17 protein-coding genes and 1 tRNA gene are annotated in these 18,900 nt (G+C 68.6%); 4 read left to right on the forward strand and 14 right to left on the reverse strand.

The genetic code is table 11. The features are described 5' to 3' along the window. The 4 genes from M9978_RS03635 to M9978_RS03650 form a co-directional block, all read right to left on the reverse strand. Positions 1–3,201 (reverse strand): amidohydrolase family protein, encoded by a 3,201-nt coding sequence (locus tag M9978_RS03635; protein ID WP_254291498.1) that lies wholly within the window; start codon positions 3,199–3,201, stop codon positions 1–3. Between the two features lie 66 nt (positions 3,202–3,267). After that, complete coding sequence (gene metW, locus M9978_RS03640; protein WP_254291499.1) at positions 3,268–3,858, reverse strand: methionine biosynthesis protein MetW; 591 nt, start codon at positions 3,856–3,858, stop codon at positions 3,268–3,270. Next, on the reverse strand, positions 3,855–4,970 hold the full coding sequence (metX, locus tag M9978_RS03645) for a homoserine O-acetyltransferase MetX (protein ID WP_254291500.1): 1,116 nt from the start codon (positions 4,968–4,970) through the stop codon (positions 3,855–3,857). The genes metW and metX overlap by 4 nt, the downstream gene beginning before the upstream one ends. A gap of 32 nt (positions 4,971–5,002) precedes the next feature. Continuing rightward, positions 5,003–6,568, reverse strand: a complete 1,566-nt coding sequence (locus M9978_RS03650) for a flavin monoamine oxidase family protein (protein WP_254291501.1) — start codon at positions 6,566–6,568, stop codon at positions 5,003–5,005. Between the two features lie 90 nt (positions 6,569–6,658). Between M9978_RS03650 and hisC the strand changes: the two genes are divergently transcribed. Beyond that, positions 6,659–7,774, forward strand: a complete 1,116-nt coding sequence (gene hisC / locus M9978_RS03655) for a histidinol-phosphate transaminase (RefSeq protein ID WP_254291502.1) — start codon at positions 6,659–6,661, stop codon at positions 7,772–7,774. Continuing rightward, positions 7,771–8,550 (forward strand): prephenate dehydrogenase/arogenate dehydrogenase family protein, encoded by a 780-nt coding sequence (locus tag M9978_RS03660; RefSeq protein ID WP_254291503.1) that lies wholly within the window; start codon positions 7,771–7,773, stop codon positions 8,548–8,550. Before hisC ends, M9978_RS03660 begins: the two co-directional genes overlap by 4 nt. Here M9978_RS03660 and M9978_RS03665 read toward each other — a convergent pair. The 4 genes from M9978_RS03665 to ftsE are packed head-to-tail and all read right to left on the reverse strand — an operon-like array spanning position 8,522 to position 11,355. Then, positions 8,522–9,217: a lysophospholipid acyltransferase family protein gene (locus M9978_RS03665; RefSeq protein ID WP_254291504.1), complete on the reverse strand. Its 696-nt coding sequence runs from the start codon at positions 9,215–9,217 to the stop codon at positions 8,522–8,524. The two genes, M9978_RS03660 and M9978_RS03665, sit on opposite strands and share 29 nt — an antisense overlap. After that, the gene (locus M9978_RS03670; protein WP_254291505.1) at positions 9,210–9,752 is read right to left on the reverse strand and encodes a YdcF family protein; all 543 of its coding nucleotides are present in this window, start codon (positions 9,750–9,752) and stop codon (positions 9,210–9,212) included. The genes M9978_RS03665 and M9978_RS03670 overlap by 8 nt, the downstream gene beginning before the upstream one ends. Further along, positions 9,749–10,639: a cell division protein FtsX gene (locus M9978_RS03675; protein WP_254291506.1), complete on the reverse strand. Its 891-nt coding sequence runs from the start codon at positions 10,637–10,639 to the stop codon at positions 9,749–9,751. Before M9978_RS03675 ends, M9978_RS03670 begins: the two co-directional genes overlap by 4 nt. After that, positions 10,636–11,355 (reverse strand): cell division ATP-binding protein FtsE, encoded by a 720-nt coding sequence (gene ftsE, locus M9978_RS03680; protein WP_254291507.1) that lies wholly within the window; start codon positions 11,353–11,355, stop codon positions 10,636–10,638. The genes M9978_RS03675 and ftsE overlap by 4 nt, the downstream gene beginning before the upstream one ends. Positions 11,356–11,517: 162 nt before the next feature. Between ftsE and M9978_RS03685 the strand changes: the two genes are divergently transcribed. After that, positions 11,518–12,201, forward strand: a complete 684-nt coding sequence (locus M9978_RS03685; RefSeq protein ID WP_254291508.1) for a zinc-ribbon domain-containing protein — start codon at positions 11,518–11,520, stop codon at positions 12,199–12,201. On the opposite strand, the gene M9978_RS03690 is transcribed toward M9978_RS03685, so the two are convergent. Continuing rightward, positions 12,173–13,531: an MATE family efflux transporter gene (locus tag M9978_RS03690; RefSeq protein ID WP_254291509.1), complete on the reverse strand. Its 1,359-nt coding sequence runs from the start codon at positions 13,529–13,531 to the stop codon at positions 12,173–12,175. The genes M9978_RS03685 and M9978_RS03690 overlap by 29 nt on opposite strands. Before the next feature lie 126 nt (positions 13,532–13,657). On the opposite strand from M9978_RS03690, the gene M9978_RS03695 reads away from it, so the two are divergent. After that, positions 13,658–13,744 (forward strand) — tRNA-Leu (locus tag M9978_RS03695). A gap of 169 nt (positions 13,745–13,913) precedes the next feature. On the opposite strand, the gene M9978_RS03700 is transcribed toward M9978_RS03695, so the two are convergent. The 5 genes from M9978_RS03700 to M9978_RS03720 form a co-directional block, all read right to left on the reverse strand. Next, positions 13,914–15,617 carry an acyl-CoA dehydrogenase family protein gene (locus tag M9978_RS03700; protein ID WP_254291510.1) on the reverse strand — a complete coding sequence of 568 codons (1,704 nt, stop codon included), beginning with the start codon at positions 15,615–15,617 and terminating at the stop codon, positions 13,914–13,916. 97 nt (positions 15,618–15,714) lie between these two features. Then, a complete protein-coding gene (locus M9978_RS03705) occupies positions 15,715–16,197 on the reverse strand; it encodes an A24 family peptidase (RefSeq protein ID WP_254291511.1) in 483 nt (160 codons plus the stop codon). Next, positions 16,194–17,030 carry a tetratricopeptide repeat protein gene (locus tag M9978_RS03710; protein ID WP_254291512.1) on the reverse strand — a complete coding sequence of 279 codons (837 nt, stop codon included), beginning with the start codon at positions 17,028–17,030 and terminating at the stop codon, positions 16,194–16,196. Before M9978_RS03710 ends, M9978_RS03705 begins: the two co-directional genes overlap by 4 nt. Then, the gene (locus M9978_RS03715) at positions 17,027–17,929 is read right to left on the reverse strand and encodes a LytR C-terminal domain-containing protein (RefSeq protein ID WP_254291513.1); all 903 of its coding nucleotides are present in this window, start codon (positions 17,927–17,929) and stop codon (positions 17,027–17,029) included. The genes M9978_RS03710 and M9978_RS03715 overlap by 4 nt, the downstream gene beginning before the upstream one ends. Next, the gene (locus M9978_RS03720) at positions 17,929–18,900 is read right to left on the reverse strand and encodes a type II secretion system F family protein (protein ID WP_254291514.1); all 972 of its coding nucleotides are present in this window, start codon (positions 18,898–18,900) and stop codon (positions 17,929–17,931) included. The genes M9978_RS03715 and M9978_RS03720 overlap by 1 nt, the downstream gene beginning before the upstream one ends.

Genomic DNA, 18,900 nt, shown 5'->3' on the forward strand with positions numbered 1-18,900 from the left:
TCACTCCCACCAATAAGCCGCCCGCTTCGTCGTCCCCGTCTCCACCTCATTCATCGTCCTCGCATCGTACAGCCGCCCGCCGAGCATCACGCGGCTGACCTTGTCGCTATTGCGGATGTCCGCCACCGGGTCGGCGTCGAGCACCACCAGATCGGCGAGCTTGCCCGGCTCGATCGAGCCGATGTCCTTTGCGAACCCCAGCGAACGCGCCGAATCGATCGTCCCCGCGCGCAATGCTTCGATCGGAGTCATGCCGCCGCGGACGAAGCTCCACAGTTCCCAGTGCGACCCGATACCGGCCTGCTGGCCGTGGGCGCCGATCGAGACCAGCTTGCCCGCTTTGGCGATCTTGATCGCCTCGCGCGCATTGTCGTCATCGACGAAATTGTCCTCGGGCGCCTTGGTCACGCGCGCGGTGTCGGCGCGCAGCCGCTCCGGCGGGGTGTGGACCAGCAGCGGGTTCTTCCACACATCGGTGGCCTGCCGCCAATAGGGGTCGCCGGCCATACCGCCATAGCTGACGACCAGCGTCGGCGTGTAGTTGGTGTCGGACTGGCCGAACATCTGCACGACATCCTTGTAGAAGATGTCGGCGGGGATGTTGTGTTCGAGCGTCGAATTGCCGTCGGCGATGATGTTCATGTCCATGCCGAACAGCGACCCGCCCTCGGCCACCACCTGCATCCCCTCGGCGCGCGCGGCGGCGACGACCATCTGGCGCTGCTCGCGGCGTGGCTGGTTGTAGTTCTTCACCGAATGCGCGCCCTGCGCCTCCAGCCGGCGGACATGCGCAAGCGCATCCTCGTAGCTGTTGATCTCGGCATAGACGTTGGCGTTCTTCGCGCCATAGACGATCTCGCCGGTCGAAAAGATGCGCGGGCCCAGCAGCTTGCCCGCGCGCTGGCGGTCCTGGGCGGGGAAGACGGTGCGCGCGGACGAGGACGGGTCGTGGATCGTCGTCGTGCCGAGCGCGAGGTTCTGGATCAGCGACCAGTTCTGCTGCGGCACCAGCTCGTCGGCGCCATAGGGTCCGTGGGCATGGGCGTCGACCAGCCCGGGGATGATCGTCTTGCCGGTGACGTCGATCGTCCTGGTGCCAGCGGGCAGCTGAATCGCGGCGGTCGGCGCGACCTGCACGATGCGGTCGCCCTCGATCAGGATCGTGGCATTGTCGATGATCCCGCCGTCCGCGCCGCTCATGGTGACGACACGCGCGCCTGTGAGTGCGATGCGGGCGGTGGGCCGGGCGGCCTGCACCTGCATCGACAGCGACGCTGTGCGCGGAGTGACCGTCGGTTTCGCGCCGCCCGGCGCGCTGGCGAAGAAGGCGCTGCGGTCAGCAGTAAACAACGTCGGCCCGGTGCTCCAGTGCAGCCGCGCGCCATCACCTGACCAGTGGATGTAGTCGGCACCGTCGCTGCTCACCTTGACCACCGGCAGCGCATCGGCCTTCGGCCCGACCGAGACCTCCTGCCCGCCCGGCATCAGCGGCATGGCATAGGCCTGATAATTCTGGCGAAAGGCGATGCTGCGGCCATCCGGCGCGACGATGAAGTCGTTGGCGAGCTCGCCCGTCGCGTGGACGCGCTTGTCGTCGCCCAAGAGATTGGTGCTGACGAGAGAGTTCTTGCCGTCGCCCTCCTCCATCATGAACACGCGGTCATTGGAGGCGGCGAATTGCGGGCGTTCGAGGCCCCGCGCCACCAGCTGCGGCACGCCGCCGGCTGCCGCGACGCGATAGACCCCGGGATTGTCGGCCCAGCCGGGTGCGGTCAGGCCGGTCTGGCCGCCCTTCTCGAACACGATCGTGCGACCATCCGGCGAGAAGCTCGGGCGGGCATAATTGCCGGGCTGGCTCGTCACGTCGCGCGCCGCGCCGCCGCTGGCGGAGACCATGCGGACACGGCCGAGCTTCGCATCGTTCCACTCGACGAACACGATCGACTTGCCGTCGCGCGACCAGGACGGGAACAGCTCGAGCCCGGCATCCTCGGCAAGGCTGGTCAGCCGCTTCGGCGCGCCGCCGGAAACCGGGCGAACCCACAATTTGCCCAGCGTCTCGAACACCACGCGCGCCCCGTCGGGCGAGACGGCGGCGAATTTGGGCATCTTGGTCGCGAAGCTTGCCGGCGCAACCTCGATCTGCGGGTGCGGGGCGGCGGCGACCGCGCGGGTGTCGGCGACGCGGAACGGGATCACGGCGGCGTTCGACCCATCGCTGTCGACGCGGCGCAGCTTGCCATCCGCCCAGAACACCACCGACTTGTCGTCGGGCGTCCACGCCATATTGGGATAGACGCCAGTGACCGCCCAGGTCTCCTGCACGTCCTGATCGAGCGCGTCGTAGATCTTGCGCTCCTCGCCGGTGGTCAGGTCCTTGACGTAGAGCTTCGAGCGCGTGGCTTCGCGGCGAACGAAGGCGATCTTCTTCCCGTCGCGCGACGGCGCGGGACGGACCGAGCCGCCAAGGCCGGAGACAGCTGTGGTCGTCTCGCCGCTCTCCATGTCGTAGCGCTCGATGTTGAACAGGTTGGTGTTCGAATCCTGCGCATATTCGAAGGTGTTTCCCGGCGTGATGTTGCGCGTGAAGAACACCGACTTGCCGTCCGGCGCATAGACCGGCTCGCCCAGCTCCTTCTGCAATTTCTCGTTGGCGCGCTTGACCAGCTTGACCCCGCTGCCGCCCGAGACGTGGTAGAGCCATACCTCCCCCGTGCCGAGCGAGCGCGCGGTGGTGAAGTGCTTCTTGGCGACGATATATTGCCCGTCCGGCGACCAGCTCGGCTGGTTGAGCAGGCGAAAATCCTCCTTGGTCAGCTGGCGCTTGTCGCTGCCATCGGCGTTCATGATCCAGATATTGTCGCCGCCCGCCCGGTCCGAGGTGAAGGCGATGCGGCGGCCGTCGGGCGAGAAGCGCGGATGTACTTCCCATGCCAGCCCCTCGGCGATGCGCACCGGCGCGCCGCCGGCGATCGGCATGGTATAGATGTCGCCGAGCAAGGTGAAGGCGACGGTGCGGCCGTCGGGCGACACGTCGACATCCATCCAGGTGCCTTCGTCGGTGTCGATCGCCGCCTGCTTGAGCACGGCCCCCTGCGGCGCGTTGACGTCCCATTTCGGCTTTTCGGCGGGCTGCGTCTGAGCTTGCGCCTGACCCATGACGAAAAGCGCGGCGAGGACGCCGGCGACCGAGTGACGCATGCCTTGAGTCTCCTGAACCTTGTTATGGCTCAAGTCGTAACGGGCGAAACCGCCCGCGTCACGCAGCTATCGCCGCAGCAGGAACACCGCGTGCTCGGCGCGGAAATTCGCCGCGGCGGCGCTGGTGAGCTGATCGCCGGAGAGGAACCACGCCTGCTCGACCGTGATCCCGCGTTCGCGGACATAGGCGCGGAAATCGTCGATGGTGACATGGTGGATGTTGGGCGTCTCGTACCACGCCACCGGCAACAGCCGCGTCACCGGCATCCGCCCGCCCCACAACAGCGACACGCGCACGCGCCAATGCGCGAAATTGGGGAAGGACACGACTGCGCGCTCGCCGATCCGCAGCAGATGATCGAGCACGACGTGCGGGCGCATCGTCGTCTGCAGCGTCTGGCTGAGGATCGCGTAATCGAAGCTGGCGTCGGGATAGTCGGCAAGATCGGTGTCGGCATCCCCCTGAATCACCGACAACCCGCGCCCGACCGCCGAGGCGACATCGACCGGATCGAGCTCCAGCCCGCGCGCGTCGCAGCCGCGCTCGTCACGCAGCGCCGCCATCAGCGCACCATCGCCACAGCCGACATCGAGCACGCGGCTGCCCGGGCGGACATTGGCGGCGATGATCGCGAGGTCGGGGCGGAGCGCTGTCATCGGCCCGCCTTGAGGAAGCCATCGACGACGCGGTTCAACTCGGGTGCTTCGAGCAGGAAGGCGTCGTGACCGTAAGGCGATGACAGCTCGACGAAGCTGACCGGTGCACCCGCAGCGTTGAGCGCGTGGACGATCGCGCGCGACTCCCGCGTCGGATAGAGCCAGTCGGTGTCGAAACTGACGAGGCAGAAGCGCGCGCGGGTCTCGCGGAAAGCGTTGGCGAGAATGCCGCCATGCTCTTCAGCCAGGTCGAAATAGTCCATCGCGCGCGTGATGTAGAGATAGGCATTGGCGTCGAACCGGTCGACGAACGACAGGCCCTGATGGCGCAGATAGCTCTCCACCTGAAAGTCCGCGTCGAAGCCGAACGTCTTGGCCTCACGCGCCTGCAGCTTCCGACCGAACTTCTCGGTCAGCCCGGCTTCGGAAAGATAGGTGATGTGCGCCGCCATGCGCGCGACGGCGAGGCCGGCGGCGGGCGGTTCGCCGCCATAATAGGCGCCGCCCTGCCATGCCGGATCGGCCATTACCGCCTGCCGCCCGACCTCATGGAAAGCGATGTTCTGCGCCGAATGCCGCGCGGTCGCTGCGATGACGACCGCCGCCTCGACCCGATCGGGAAAGGTCGCGGGCCAGCTCAGCGCCTGCATCCCGCCCATCGACCCGCCGACCACCGCCTTCAGCCGCCCGACGCCGAGATGGTCGAGCAGCATCGCCTGCGCGCGCACCATGTCGCGGATGGTGATGACCGGGAAACTCATGCCCCAAGGCTGGCCGGTCGCGGGATTGACCGTCGCCGGACCCGACGTACCCATGCAGCTGCCCAGCACATTGGCGCAGACGATGAAGTGGCGCTCGGGGTCGATCGGCTTGCCGGGTCCGACCATGCGCGTCCACCAGCCCGGCTTGCCGGTCACCGGATGCGGCGAGGCGACGTGATGGTCGCCGGTCAGCGCATGGCAGATCAGGATCGCGTTGCCGCCATCCTCCGCGAGCGTGCCATAGGTTTCATACGCGATCTCGACCGGCGACAGCAGCGCGCCGCCGTCGAGGCGCAGCGGCCCCGGCAGCGTGACATGGCGTGCGAGGCCGAACCGCTCGTCGTTTGACATGGGCGGGTTGTTAGGGCCGAGCGTTGGCGCGTTCAAGCGGCGCGGCGCCGCCTCCGCGCGGCGACGACCGCTTCCGCCGCGAGCCGCCCGGTCTGCGCGCCGCCGTTCATGAAGCCGACCCAGGCGTCCGACACATGCTCACCGGCGAAAATCACGCGGCCTGCCACCGCCTGCTGGCGCTCGGCGGGCGTGTCGGATTCGATCCAGAAGAGCGAGCCGAAACGCGTGAGCTGCCCCGGCGCGCTGTTGGTGTAGGCACCCAGCGTCAGCGCCTCGTTGCACCAGTTGGTGCGGCGGACCGTACCGCCCGCGATGGCTTGCGACAGGCCGGGCACGGCGGGTTCGGCCTGCTGCGCCAGCGCCGCGGCGAGCGCATCGGGCTTTGCGCTGGCGGCCGCGACCTGATCGCCGCCCAGGAACCAGTTCCAGATCGGCTTGCCGCCCGCTTCCACACCTTGCAGCGTGCCGTCCCAGCCGAGCGAATAGCCCGACGATGCGTCCCACAGCTCGCCGCCCGATCCCAGCACGCCCGCCCAGGGGGTGGCGTTGGCGGTGGTCTGGACCTTCTCGTTGCGGCCAAGATCGGCTTCGGCGATGAACGCCCGCCAGCGCGCCGGCAGCGACACCGCAAAGTCGATCTGGCGCAGGATCGGCGCCGGGGTGGCGACGATCACGATATCGGCCTCAGCCGCGGTGCCGTCGATGAACGACAGCGCAACGCCCCGGCCCGTCTCGCGGATCGAGCGCAGCCGCCGCCCGGTCTCGATCCGGTTGCGATATTTGTCGGCGATGACGGCGGCGAGGTGGCCGCTGCCGCCGGAAATGACGTAGCGCTCGTCGCTGCCCGCCAGCACCTCGATATGCTCGCCCTTCACGGTCGGCAGGTTGAAGATCAGCTGGAGCGCCGACGCCTCATCGGGTTCGGCGCCATATTCGGTGCGGATGCTCGCTTCGATCAGCCGCCGGATGCGCGGATCGGGCAGCAGCGCGGCATGGCGGTCGAGATATTGCTTCACTGACAGATTATCGATCACCGCCGCGGCGCGCGAACTGGCATCGACCGCCTCGGAATCGCGGGCGATCCGCGCGGCGAGCGGGGTGAGCAGCTTGACCAGCTCGGCCTGCGGCACCAGCTGGCCATCGACCAGCACCACCGAGTGGTGCGGCCCGGCCTTGCGATCGACCAGCGGCACGCCGAACGTCTTGGCGAGCGCGTGGATGTCGTCATGGTCCGAATTGACCAGCTGACCGCCCGCTTCGAAATATTGCCCCTCGGCGGTGCGCTGCGTGTACATGCGCCCGCCGAGGCGATTGCGCGCCTCGTACAGCCGCGCATCGACGCCGGCCTGGCTCAGGTGATGCAGCGCCGACAGCCCCGCAATCCCACCGCCGACGATCGCGACCCGACCTGATGCGGGCAGCGCCGCCGCGGGAAGCGCGGGCAATCCGGCCGCGGCACCGCCCGCCGCCATGCCCTGAAGCAGCGCGCGCCGGCCGATCCCGGAGGGACCGGGCCGGGCCGGCGCCTTGCCACGCGCCGCCAGATCCTGCCGCCGCGCCAGCTGCAGCGCCCGCCAAATCGTCTCGTTGCCCCGCATTGCAGTCCCCCTGTTTCGCGCATTGCTTAGCACAAGCCGCGCGGCCTCAAACCTTGCACATTATCCGCTTCCGGGGCACAGGCGCGGGCCATGAACGCACCCGTACCCAAGCCGTGGATCATGGACATCGCCCCCTATATCCCGGGCAAGTCCAGGACCGATGATGGCCGCAAAGCGGTGAAGCTGTCATCTAACGAAAATCCGCTCGGCACCTCGCCGGCCGCACGCGCGGCCTTCGCCGCCGCCGCCGGCAATCTCGAACGCTATCCCGATGCCAGCGCGGTCGAGCTGCGCGAGGCGCTGGCGTCGAAATATGATCTCGATCCGGCGCGGATCATCTATGGCAACGGATCGGACGAAGTGCTGCACCTCGCCGCCGGGGCGTTCGCCGGACCGGGCGACGAGATCATCTATGTCAATTACGGCTTCTCGGTCTATCCGATCGCGACGCGGCGGGTCGGCGCGGTGCCGGTGGTGGCGCCGGACAGCGATTACGCGACCGATGTGGACGCTATTCTCGCCTGCGTGACCGAGAAGACCAAGGTGGTCTTCATCGCCAACCCCAACAACCCGACCGGCACCTATGCCACGCGCGAGGAGATCGCACGGCTGCATGCCGGCCTCCGGTCCGACATCCTGCTGGTGCTCGACCACGCCTATGCCGAATATATCGAGGGCGAGATCGATGACGGCGGGTGGGATCTGGCGAAGAGCGCACCCAATGTGCTCGTGACGCGCACCTTCTCCAAGCTCTACGGCCTCGCCGCGGAGCGGATCGGCTGGGGCTATGCCTCGGCCGAGATCATCGAGGCGATGCACCGCATCCGCCTGCCGTTCAGCATCACCATCGCCGGCACGGCGGCCGCGATCGCGGCGCTCAACGACACCGACTTCGTCGAGCATACCCGTACCCATAATGCGGCCTGGCGCCGCTGGTTCAACGACGAGATCGCGAAACTCGGCAATGCCGGGTTGCGCGCGGTGCCTAGTCAGGCCAATTTCGTGCTGGTGCTGTTCGAGGGCGAGCTGACCGCCGAGGCCGCGTATAAGGGGCTGATGGACGCCGGTTACATCGTCCGCTGGCTGCCGGGCCAGGGTCTGCCGCACGGACTGCGCATCACGATCGGCACCGAGGACGAGACGAAGGCAGTGGTCGCGATCCTCCAGCGGCTGATCGCCGACGCGCGGACGACCGCCGCGCGATGAGGCGCTTCGGCATCATCGGCTTTGGCCGGTTCGGCCAGCTCGCCGCGCGCCATCTGCGCGAGCATTTCGACGTGATCGCCGCCGACACCGGTGACATCGCTGCCGCGGCGGACGAACTGGGCGTCCGCACCGGCACGCTGGCCGAGGCCGCGGCGTGCGACGTGATCATGCTCGCCGTACCGGTGCAGGCAATGGCGGACGTGATTGCACGGGTCGCGCCGATCGTGCAGCCCGGCGCGCTGGTGCTCGACGTGGCGTCGGTGAAGCTGCTGCCCGCGCGCTGGATGGCCGACGCGCTACCCGAAGGCGTCGATATCGTCGCCACCCACCCGCTGTTCGGGCCGCAGAGCGCGCGCAACGGGCTGGCCGGCCAGCCGCTGGTGGTGTGTCCGGTGCGCGGCGATCGGCACCTCGCCGTCGCCGCGTTCGGCCGCAGCCTGGGGCTCAAGGTCTCGGTCACAACCGCCGAGGAACATGACCGCGAAATGGCCTATGTCCAGGCGCTCACCCACCTGATCGGCCGCACGCTCGACAATATCCGCATCCCCGACGAGGATCTGAAGACCAGCAGCTACCAGCATCTACTCGAGCTGTGCGCGCTGATCCGCGACGACAGCAAGGAGCTGTTCTTCGCGATCCAGAACCTCAATCCGTTCGCGCGGGAGATCACGCAGCAGTTCATCGCCGAAGCCAATGGCCTGCTGGCAGAGAGCCTCGCCGCGGACGACGCGAGCGCGGGCGATGGCGCTAAGCTTCGGGGTTCTGCAGCGCGTTGATCGCGGCGTGGGTGTCGTCTTCGACCTGCTCGCGCGGCAGGCCGGGCGGGATCGGTGGAAAGAAACGCATCGTGACCACACCGGGCCGTTTCAGCCCCTTGCGCGGCCACACCCGGCCGCTGTCGAGCGCGACCGGCACCACCGGCAGCTTGAGCACGCGGTAGAGCCCGGCAAAGCCCGAGCGCAGCGGCGGAGTCTCGCCCACGCCCACCCGCGTGCCCTCGGGGAAGATCAGGATCGAACGCCCCTCGGCCAGCGCGCCCTGCGCTTCGGTCATCATTCGCCGCAACGCCTTGGCCGAAGCTTCGCGATTGACGATCACCGCGCCATAACCGCGCGCAGCCCAGCCCCATGCCGGGATCTGGCCCAGCTCCTGTTTCATCACCACCGCCGGCGTGCCGAGATAGTTGGCGAGCGCCATCGTCTCGAACATCGATTCATGCTTGGCGGCGTAGAGCGCGGGACCGGCCACCATCTCGCCCTCGACCCGAATGTGGATGCCCAGGATCACGCGGGCGCACCACACGCCATAGCCGGTCCAGCCCATGCAATAACGCCGCAGAAACGGCGTCCCGAACAGCGCCGCCACCGGCGCGCCCAGCACGATCGGCACCGACACCCCGTAGAATACCAGCCCGAAAACGATGTTGCGCAGCCAGTCAGCCATTGCCGATTCCCGTCAGCAGCACGACCCGCCGCACCAGATATTTGTGATATTCCCGCAGCAGCATCGCGAAACGCGGCTGAGTCGGCACACCATCGCCCATCACCTCGACCTCGCCGCCGAGCGCGTTGCTGAGTTCGAGCCGTGCGCGCGCCATATGCCAGTCGGCGGTGACCAGCCGCACCGACTTGTAGCCGCGCTGACGCACCCAGGCGGCAGTCTCGTCGGCGTTCGAGCGCGTATCGACCGCGTCATGGCCAAGGTCGATGCAGCAGCGGAACAGGCGCGGCGGCGTCTTGTACTGCACTGCCAGCTCGATCGGACGCACGGTGGGATCGGTGCCGGTGATCAGCATGCGCCTGGCCGACTTGGCGCTCAGCACCGCGATGCCGCGATCGATCCGCCCCGCGCCGCCGGTCGGCACGACGATCGCGTCGGTCTTCACGCCCGGATCGAGCGGCTTGCCGAGCGTGAGCATGAACAGCGCGAAACCGAGCGCCCAGGCCAGCGCGACGAGCGAGACGATGCGCAGGATCACAGCGTCTGTCCCAAGGCGCGCAACACCCCGGCGCGTGCGGAAATCATCGCCATCAGTGCGAAGATGAGCGGAATCGCCCCAAGCATGGACCAGTCCGATCGATCCAGCGCGACACCGCTCAACAGCTCGGACCCCAGCGTGCCGGCCTGCCGCCCCAGCAGCCATACGATCCCGAGCGCCACCGCAGTGCCCAGCGCGCCGCCGAGAAAGGTGTCGAGCGCGATACGCCGCTGGAACAGCCGCGCGACCTGCCGGTCGGTCGAGCCGAGCATGTGCAGCACGGCGATGGTATCGCGATGCATGTCCAGCCCGGCGCGCGCCGCCAGCAGCACCACCGCGGTGGTCGCCAGCGCCATCAGCAGCACGAGCGCCGCGGCGAACAGCGTGATCGTCGTCAGGAAAACGGCGACCGGCGAGAGCCATTGCGCATGGCGATCAACGCGCGCGGCGGGCGCAACCGCCTGTGCCGCGCGAGTCACTGCGGCAACCGCCGCCGGATCGCCCGAGGTGAGATCGACGTCGATCATCGCCGGCATCGGCAGCTCGGCATCGAGTCCCGCATCGCCGAGCCAGGGCTGGAGCAGTTCGGCCAGGCGTGTGCGATCAACTTCCGCGACCCGGCTCACCTGGCCCAGCGCCTTTACACGCTGGACGATGGTGCGCGCGGCGGCGTCGCGGCGGGCGGCATCGGCCTCGACCAGCTGGATCGTCAGCCGTCCCGCGAGCTGCCGGTCGAGCGCGGCGCTGGCGCTCGCCATGCTCAGGCCCAGCGCCGCCGCCAGCGTCGTCAGGAACAGCATGATCGCCATGATCCACAGCATCGACCGCGTGCTCCGGCTTTCGTCGAGCAGGCGGTGTTCGGGATTGTCGGAGGTCAGCCAGCTCATGCGGGCGCCTGGCCTTGCGGGCTTCCAGGCGGGTGGCGCAGCGCCCCGGTTGGATCGCTCAGCCGCCCGCGCTCGATCCGCATCATGCGCGCATCGGGGATGCGGTTGATCAGCTGGAAATCATGGGTCGCGACGACGACGGTGGTGCCGAGCCGGTTGAGCGAATCGAACAGATGCAGCAACCGCTCGGCCATGTCGGGATCGACGTTGCCGGTCGGCTCGTCCGCGACCAGCACTTCGGGCCGGTTGATCACCGCGCGGGCGATGGCGATACGCTGCTGCTCCCCGCCCGACAGCGTCGGCGGCTTGGCGTTGCCGCGGTCCTTTAGGTTCACCCAGGCCAGCATCTCGCGCACGGGTCCCTCGATCTCGCTTTCGGGCATCCCCGCGACACGCAGCGGCAGCGCGATATTGTCGAACGCCGACAGATGCGGGACGAGACGGAAGTCCTGGAACACCACGCCGATGCGGCGGCGGAAACCGGGCAGCCGGTTGCGCGGCAGCGCCCCGGCATCCTCGCCGAACAGCCGCACGATGCCGCGCGTCGGACGCTGGGCGAGATAGAGCAATTTGAGCAGCGAGGTCTTGCCCGCACCCGATGCGCCGGTGACGAAATAGAAGCTGCCCGCGCTCAGCGTGAAGCTGACGTCACTCAGCGTCTCCGCGCCAGTGCCGTAGCGCAGCCCCACATTCTCGAACTGGACGATATTGGCCATGTGCCGGCGCCCGGCCGCTCCTGAAAAACCCAACCCCCGAGTGCCAAGCCATCGCACAGCCATCGGGCTGGCTCAAGCGCGGCCACTCGGTGCTTGCCAAGTGGTCGCGGCAAGTGTTTAGATTCGGGATCGGCGACATCATCGTCCCGTGCCGAGTTTGCGATGATCCTCGAATGTCCTGAGTGCCGTACCCGTTACCTTGTCCCCGACGCCGCGATCGGCGCGGAGGGGCGGACGGTGCGGTGCGCGAGCTGCCGGCACAGCTGGCATCAGGAACCCGCGGGCATGATCGCAAGGCCGGCGGCCGACGTGATCCGCGCCGACGCCTATTCGCCACCACCGCCGCCGGCGCCCACCGCAGCGCCGCAGCCGCGCGATTACGACCCGTTCGCGCATGAGCCGCCGTTCAAGCCGCGCAGGAATCCTGAGCGGCGCTGGACCGCCGCCGCGATCATCGCCGGCGTGTCGATGCTGCTGGGTGCTGGCGCGATCGTCTATAGCGGCGCGCCGGGACTTGCCGCGCAGCTTGGGCTGCCGGTCGGCGACGTGCGCACGCCGCTGATTTTCACCGCGCAGTCGGTCGAGCGCAAACCAAGGCTCAATGGCGGCGAGTTGTTCGTGGTGAGCGGGCAGGTGATGAATCCGACCAAGGAACGCCAGCGCGTCCCCAACATCCTGGCCGAACTGCGCGACGGCAATAATTCGATCGTCTACAACTGGACGATCACGCCCGAGCCGCGCTCGCTACCGCCGGGCGGGAGCCTCGAGTTCAACAGCGGCAAGCTCGACGTGCCGCCGACCGGCAAGTCGATCCAGTTCAGCTTTTCGGGCGAAGCCGGCGAGTAACCCACCACAACCGCATGCCGTTGAGCAACGCTGCAGCGACCATCCCCGCCCCTGACGCCCAGACCAGCCCCATCGGCCCCCAGCCGGCATGCACCGTCCATAGTCCGAGCGCGCCGGTCAGCACGAAGAACGAGGCGATCCCGTTGACGCCCGCGATCACCTGATCGCCGAGCGAGCGCAGCGCATAGACGAACACGACCTGAAGTCCGTCGAACAGGATGAATGGCGCCCACACCGCGAGCATCATCGCCGCGATCACCGCCACTTCGGGACTGGCCGGAAAACCGCCGACCGCAAGCATCGGCGCGAAGGTCAACGGGATTGCCAGCAGCCCGAGGATCAGCGCCGCCAGTCCCGCGGCGATCGCGGTGCGCGAGCCCGCCTCGGCCGGCACCCCCTCGCCCACCGCATTGCCCGCGCGCACCCCCGCCGCCGAGCCGAGACCGAGCGCGAAGGAGAAAGTCACGTTGTGGACCGAGAAGACGATCTGGAAGGCGTGAGTCACCGTCTCGCCCAATTGCGTGGACAGTGCGATCAGGATCGAAAAGCCCGCAAGCTCGAGGCCCGACGCGATGGCCGGGACGAGGCCGAAGGTCAGCAAAGTCCACACGCCGCGCCACATCGCGGGCGTACCGAAATCGCGCCAATCGCGCACCTTACGCTCGGCGGCGCGCGGCAGGGTGAGCGCCGCGCCGATCATAGCGACCGCGCCGATCACCACCGCAACCACCGTCGCCGCCGCCGCACCCACTGCGCCCATCTGCGGCAGCCCGAACTGCCCGGTAGCAAGCACCCAGGCAAGCACCGCGTTGAGCGGCAGGATCGCGAGGTTGACCACCATCACCCGGCGCGGGCGGCTGACGCCTTCGAGGAAGAAGCTCGCCGCGACGATGATCAGCTGAAACGGATAGGCCAGCGCCATCGTGCGCACGACCTTGGCCGCATCGGGCGCGATGCCGGGGTCGACGCCGACGCCGAGCAGCATCGGCAGCGCGAAGACGAACAGTGCGCCGCCGCTGACCAGGCCGAGGATCAGGCCGAGCACCAGCCCTTGCCGCAGCACCGCGCCGGTCGCGCCCAGGTCCCCCGCCCCATCGGCGCGCGAGGCGAAGACGAGGATGCCGGTGAGCCAGCCCAGCGCCATGACGATGCCGATAAAGGTCAGCGTGCGGCTCGCGCCCAGTGCCGCCACCTCGTGCGTGCTGACCAGCCCGACCACCACCACATCGGTGACATGCAGGATCGTCCAGTTGAGGCTGGTAAGGATCACCGGCCACGCCAGCGCGAGGATGCGGCGCATCTCGGCGCGGGTATCGGCTGGCAACGTCATGGGCCGGCGGGTGTAGCGGCGGGCGATGACAGAAGAAAGCTGCGGATCGGTGTTGCCAGCCCCCTTACCCTTTGCTAGGGGCCGCTGCCTTACCAGCCGCCGGGTCACCGGCGGAGAGAAATCAGTGCGGTCGTGGCGGAACTGGTAGACGCGCAACGTTGAGGTCGTTGTGGGCGAAAGCCCGTGGAAGTTCGAGTCTTCTCGACCGCACCAATTTCTTGAATAGATCGGCTAGAAAATCCCCCCAGGGGGTGCTTCGGCGCCGCTGCACAACCCGATCGGGTTCAACTCAGACATTGCCGGCGATCAGATCGCGCAAGCCTTCGGATGCGGCCGGGCGCCCGAGCACCCGGCGACCCGATCGAGCGAGTCCTGCCCTAGTTCAGCTTGCGAACCCGTCCACCGTAACTCTGTACAGCACCTCAGCGCTGGCGGTTGCGGCGGCCTTGAGGCCGAGCGCTTCGGGGACGATCTGCGCGGTGTAGAAGGCGGCGGCGGCCTGCTTCATCGCGAGGAATGCGGGATCGCCCTCGGCGCTCGCGGCAATGCGGCCCTGCTTCTCCATCAACCAGCCGCATACCGCGACCGACAGCATCGTCAGGAACGGATAGGACGCCGCCAGCCGGTCGTCGGTTTCAGCGCTGATCAGATGCCTTGCCACCTCGTCGCACGCGTCGGTCAGCGCGATCAGGTTCGCGTCCTGCGTCTGCCCACGGATCTCGCCGGTCAGCGCGAACAGCGCCGCGCCGCCGTCGCCGGTCAGCTTGCGCCCGACCAGGTCGGCCGCCTGAATGCCATTGGTGCCCTCATAGATCGGCGTGATGCGCGCGTCGCGGAAATGCTGGGCAGCGCCCGTCTCCTCGATATAGCCCATCCCGCCATGGACCTGCACGCCAAGGCTCGCCACCTCGTTGCCAAGATCGGTGCCGTGCGCCTTGGCCAGCGGGGTCAGCAGCTCGAGCCGCGCCCTGGCCTGGGCGTCACCGGCATTGGCGCGGTCGAGCTGGCCGAACGCCAGATAGACCAGCGCCCGCGCGGCAAACGTCTGCGCCTTCATCCGCAGGAGCATGCGCCGCACATCGGGATGCTCGATGATCGCCACGCTCTCGCGGCTCGGCGATCCGGCACGCGCGCTCTGCACGCGCTCGCGGGCATAGGCGACCGCGCGCTGCGTCGCACGCTCGGCGATCTGAACGCCCTGCAGCCCGACATTGAGCCGGGCGTTGTTCATCATCGTGAACATCGCGCGCATGCCGCCATGCTCGGCGCCGATCAGCTCGCCGATACAGTCGTTGTTGTCGCCAAAGCTGAGCACGCAGGTCGGCGAGGCGTGCAGCCCCATCTTGTGCTCGATCGACACGGTGCGGACATCGTTGAACGCGCCCGGCGTGCCGTCGGCGTTGAGCCGGTATTTGGGCACCAGGAACAGCGAGATGCCGCGCGTCCCGGCTGGCGCATCGGGCGTGCGCGCGAGGACGAGATGGACGATATTATCAGCCAGGTCGTGATCGCCGAAGCTGATGAAGATCTTGGTGCCGGTGATCGACCAGCTCCCGTCGCCAAGCGGCTTCGCCATCGCCTTGAGCGCGCCGACATCCGAGCCCGCCTGCGGCTCGGTCAGGTTCATCGTGCCGGTCCATGCGCCCGACGACAGATGCGGCAGATAAGCCGCCTGCTGCTCGGGCGTACCGTGATGCACCAGCGCCTCGATCGCGCCGACGGTCAGCGTCGGGCACAGCGCGAACCCGGTATTGGCACTGCCCAGCGTCTCCAGCACCGCGGTCGCGAGGCTCACCGGCAGCCCCTGCCCGCCATAGGCCTCGGGCGAGCCGATCGTGCCCCAGCCGCCCTCGACATAGGCCTTGTAGGCCTGCGCATAACCCTGCGGCATCACCACGCCGTCGGCGGTCCACTTCGCACCGACGATATCGCCCGCCCGGTCGAGCGGCGCCCACTCCCCCGCCGCGAACGCGCCCGCGCCCTCCAGCACCGCATCGGTCAGATCGCCGTCCACGCCCAGCTCGCCAAGCCCCACCACATGATCGAGGACGAAGCGCTGCTCGGAAACTGCAGGGGTGAAACTCATCGAAGATATCCTTTGCCGGCGGCGACGCGCGCCTGGAGCGCATCTAGCGCGGTCCGATCATAATGAAAGCCCACGCGCACGACCCGCAGCAACGCCCTCAGGGGCTGACATGCCCCAGCGCAATGGCGCTGATTGCGCCCGCCGCGATGCCGATGCCATAGGGAACGGGACCGCGCGGCTTGAGCGCGACCATATGCGTGCGGAACAGCAGCGATTCCGGAATGATTCGCCGGAGCAGCATGAACAGCAGCGCGACGATACCGCCGGCGAGCGCGACCGCGCCGATCAGCCACCCCGCGCCGGCGATGTCGAACCACAAGGCCGTCGCCGCCAGCAGCTTGACGTCGCCGCCGCCCAGCCAGCGTGCGGCGAACGCCGCCATGCCGAGCGCGAACACGCCGGCAAACACCACGAGGTTCTGCCACAGCGACCAGTCGGGACCCTTGACGGCCGCATAGACCGGAAACAACAGAACGATCGCCACCGCGAAGAAATTGGCGATGCGCAATTGATAGATGTCCTGCAGCGCGGCGGCGAGCAGCAGCAGGATCAGGATGGCCAGCAGCCCGGTTGCGATCATCGCATGCCGCCTCTCGCAGCGCGCAGCGTGTCGAGCAGCGTGCTCGCCTCGCGGCCATATCGCGGGTCGACCTCCACCGCCTGAGTCAGCAGCGTGGCCGCCAGCTCGGTCCGCCCCGTCCGCAGCGCGCCCTTGGCGGCAACGGTGAGGCGCAACGCCCAGCCGCGGTCGTCGTCGACGCCGGGGCGCCGCCGCGGCGGATTGCCCAGCGCACCTTCGGCAAGGTCGATATTGCTTCCGATACGGCGGTCGCCAGGCGCGGTCCGCAACGCGAGACGCAGATCATCGAGCGCGTCGGCATAGCGGCCCTGCTCGATCCGCGCGAAGGCGCGGTTGTTGAGCGTGACGGCGTTGCCCGGATCGAGGCGCAGCGACTGGGCAAAGGCGTCCTCGCTCCCGCCCCAGTCCTTGCGCTGGGCGAGCACCACGCCGAGCAACTGGCTGCTCTGCCACGTCGCGCAACTCGCCGCCGCGCCGCGCAGCGCATCGAGCGCGCGTCCGTCACCGAGCCGCGCGGCGGCAATGCCGAAGTCGCGCTGATAGTCGCAGCGCACCGGATCGACCCCGCGCAACCGCGAGAAGATGCCCAGCGCCTGTTCGGTCGCGCCGCTGGCGAGCGCGAACTCGCCGCGCACGCCGTCCATCGCTTCGGCCTCGACCGCATCGGCCGGCATGGGCAGCCGCGACAGCATCAGCTCCGCCTGGATCAGGCGGCCCGAGCGGATCGCGGCGGTGATGATCGGTAAGTCGCCGGTGCCCGACGCTTGCGCCGGAAGCGCCAGCGCCAGCACCAGCGCGGCCAGCGGCATGCTGAGACCCGTGCCCCGCGTCACGCGCGGCGTGCGCGCCGCAGCGCCGGCAGTGCATCCTCGCCGACGAGCAACTGCACGCGGCCCGCGACCGCGCTCTCCTCGATCCGCACGGCGAACGGCAGGTTGCGCGACAATTGCTCGCCCTGCGCACGCTGGCGCTGGGGGACCAGGATACGGCTGCGCTTGAGCTTGAACGTGGCGTCGCCGACTTCGAGCCCCCCGATCCCGCGCTTCGCCAGCAGCGCCACGGTCTGACGCGCGATACCCTGACGCCCCACCGCGTTGATCACACGCACCGCGCGCGCCGCTTTGGCCACAACTGGCGCCGCTACGGGCTGGCGCGGCATCGTCAGGACGAGGCTCGAGCGGTCCGAGATTTGGATCGTGCGGACGTCCGGCTCGGCGGACGGCACGGCCTGCACGGTCTGGACCTCAGCTACCGCCGCGGTCTTGGCCGAATCCTGCACCGGCACCGCCGCGACCGCCGTCTGGACCGGTTCGCCGGGCAGCGCGATGCGCATGTCGGCCATCAGCCGGTCGGCATCGCCCTGCCGCCCCTGCGCACGCAGCGACGCCGCGAAATTCTCGTAGATGCGCGGATTGCGCGGCGCGAGCGCTAGCGCCTCCTGATAATAGCGGTCGGACAGATCGAGCCGCCCGAGCAACTCATAGCTGATTGCCAGCCCCTCGCGCGCGGCGCTGCTCGCCGGGTCCAGCCGCAGCACACGGCGATAGGCGGCGATGGCGAGGCCATATTGGCCGCGCGAGACCAGTTCGTTGCCGGCCGCCACGCTGGTCTCCCCGACCGCGAGACCACCCACCGGACGGATGCCGGAAATGCCGCCGTTCGTCGTCGCGCAACTGCTGAGTATGAACAGGCCACTCAGGCCAGCCGCGAACCGATTGATCAAGGACCGCATCATCCCCCTCCTGCCAAAGCCGGAAACATGTCACGCACCACGCGGATCGCAGCGGGCAGCATCAGTACGCCGATCATCACCGGCAACATGCACGTCACCAGCGGGATCGACAGCAGCACCGGCAGCCGGTGCGCCTTTTCCTGCGCCGCCAGCTTGCGTTGCTCGCGCATCTCCGCGGCATAGACGCGCAGCGTCTTGCCGATGCTGGAGCCGAGCCGGTCGGACTGGATCATCAGCATGACGAACGAGCGGATCTGATCGACCCGCGCGCGCTCGCCCATGCGGTGCAGCGCGTCCTCGCGGCTGCGGCCCGCACGCAATTCGAGCACCACGCCGGCGAGCAGCTTGGCGACCAGCGGGTGCGAGTGCATCATCTCGCGCCCGACGCGGTCGAACGCCGCCTCGAGCCCCAGCCCCGCTTCGACACAGACGAGCATGAGATCGAGCGTGTCGGGGAAGTCGCGCACCATCTGGTCCCGGCGACGGTCCGCGCGCGCCTGCACGATCAGCGTCGGGATATAGAGGCCGGCCAGCGCCAGCCCGGCGCCGATCAGATAAAGGTTCATCAGCGAGCCGGTGCGTCCGGTCAGCGTGGCGAACAGCACGTACAGCGTCGGCAGGCCCAGCGTCGCGACGAGCCGGACGAGCGTGTAGATGCGCGGCGCCACCGGCGAGTTAAAGCCCGCCGCCGCGAGCCGCTCGACCAGCGCCTCGCTGTTGGTGTCGGCGAGCGACAGCCCGCCGCGTTCGATCGCGTTGACCAGCTTGTGCCAGGCGGTTGATTGCTGCTCGCCGCGTAGTGAGGCGCCGCTGGCGACCGTGCCGCCGCGGCTCATCGCATCGAGCCGGGCGCGCACGCGCGTGCGGTTGCGCGTCACCGTCGCCACAGCGAGCGCGAGGCCCGTCACGAGGATGAAGACCAGCGCCAGCACCAGCGTGCGGGGCAGTTGCGGGGCGAGTTCGGCGATCAT

This window comes from Sphingomonas tagetis, assembly GCF_024211275.1.
Taxonomy (GTDB): Bacteria; Pseudomonadota; Alphaproteobacteria; order Sphingomonadales; family Sphingomonadaceae; genus Sphingomonas; species Sphingomonas tagetis.

What these genes read in the sequence shown, in the direction of transcription:
- M9978_RS03720 (WP_254291514.1), bottom strand. Translation starts at nt 18,900, where the DNA reads ATGATCGCCGAACTCGCCCCGCAACTGCCCCGCACGCTGGTGCTGGCG.
- M9978_RS03660 (WP_254291503.1), top strand. Translation starts at nt 7,771, where the DNA reads ATGAGGCGCTTCGGCATCATCGGCTTTGGCCGGTTCGGCCAGCTCGCC.
- hisC (WP_254291502.1), top strand. Translation starts at nt 6,659, where the DNA reads ATGAACGCACCCGTACCCAAGCCGTGGATCATGGACATCGCCCCCTAT.
- metW (WP_254291499.1), bottom strand. Translation starts at nt 3,858, where the DNA reads ATGACAGCGCTCCGCCCCGACCTCGCGATCATCGCCGCCAATGTCCGC.
- M9978_RS03700 (WP_254291510.1), bottom strand. Translation starts at nt 15,617, where the DNA reads ATGAGTTTCACCCCTGCAGTTTCCGAGCAGCGCTTCGTCCTCGATCAT.
- M9978_RS03690 (WP_254291509.1), bottom strand. Translation starts at nt 13,531, where the DNA reads ATGACGTTGCCAGCCGATACCCGCGCCGAGATGCGCCGCATCCTCGCG.
- metX (WP_254291500.1), bottom strand. Translation starts at nt 4,970, where the DNA reads ATGTCAAACGACGAGCGGTTCGGCCTCGCACGCCATGTCACGCTGCCG.
- M9978_RS03635 (WP_254291498.1), bottom strand. Translation starts at nt 3,201, where the DNA reads ATGCGTCACTCGGTCGCCGGCGTCCTCGCCGCGCTTTTCGTCATGGGT.
- M9978_RS03650 (WP_254291501.1), bottom strand. Translation starts at nt 6,568, where the DNA reads ATGCGGGGCAACGAGACGATTTGGCGGGCGCTGCAGCTGGCGCGGCGG.
- M9978_RS03715 (WP_254291513.1), bottom strand. Translation starts at nt 17,929, where the DNA reads ATGCGGTCCTTGATCAATCGGTTCGCGGCTGGCCTGAGTGGCCTGTTC.
- M9978_RS03665 (WP_254291504.1), bottom strand. Translation starts at nt 9,217, where the DNA reads ATGGCTGACTGGCTGCGCAACATCGTTTTCGGGCTGGTATTCTACGGG.
- ftsE (WP_254291507.1), bottom strand. Translation starts at nt 11,355, where the DNA reads ATGGCCAATATCGTCCAGTTCGAGAATGTGGGGCTGCGCTACGGCACT.
- M9978_RS03705 (WP_254291511.1), bottom strand. Translation starts at nt 16,197, where the DNA reads ATGATCGCAACCGGGCTGCTGGCCATCCTGATCCTGCTGCTGCTCGCC.
- M9978_RS03675 (WP_254291506.1), bottom strand. Translation starts at nt 10,639, where the DNA reads ATGAGCTGGCTGACCTCCGACAATCCCGAACACCGCCTGCTCGACGAA.
- M9978_RS03685 (WP_254291508.1), top strand. Translation starts at nt 11,518, where the DNA reads ATGATCCTCGAATGTCCTGAGTGCCGTACCCGTTACCTTGTCCCCGAC.